Source organism: Pseudomonas siliginis, assembly GCF_019145195.1.
Classification (GTDB): domain Bacteria; phylum Pseudomonadota; class Gammaproteobacteria; order Pseudomonadales; family Pseudomonadaceae; genus Aquipseudomonas; species Aquipseudomonas siliginis.
Genome location: NZ_JAHSTW010000042.1, coordinates 1 through 349 on the forward strand (window position 1 = coordinate 1; position 349 = coordinate 349).

The window sequence follows — 349 nt, forward strand, 5'->3', positions numbered from 1 at the left end:
TTTAAGCTCCAAGCTGATAGCTCTGAGCTAACAGTTACAAGCTCGAAATTGGGTCTGTAGCTCAGTTGGTTAGAGCGCACCCCTGATAAGGGTGAGGTCGGCAGTTCGAATCTGCCCAGACCCACCAATTTTGTTATGGGGCCATAGCTCAGCTGGGAGAGCGCCTGCCTTGCACGCAGGAGGTCAGCGGTTCGATCCCGCTTGGCTCCACCATAAACTGCTTCGAAGTTTGAGAGTTTAGAAATGAATATTCGCACTGAATATTGATTTCTAGTCTTTTGATTAGATCGTTCTTTAAAAATTTGGGTATGTGATAGAAAGATAGACTGAACGTTACTTTCACTGGTAA

The 349-nt window shown here is 45.6% G+C and carries 2 tRNA genes; both read left to right on the forward strand.

Going from position 1 to position 349, the window contains the following annotated elements:
* Positions 1-50: 50 nt before the first annotated feature.
* Positions 51-127, forward strand: a tRNA-Ile gene (locus tag KVG87_RS25765).
* A gap of 10 nt (positions 128-137) precedes the next feature.
* Positions 138-213 (forward strand) — tRNA-Ala (locus KVG87_RS25770).
* The last annotated feature ends 136 nt before the right edge of the window (positions 214-349 follow it).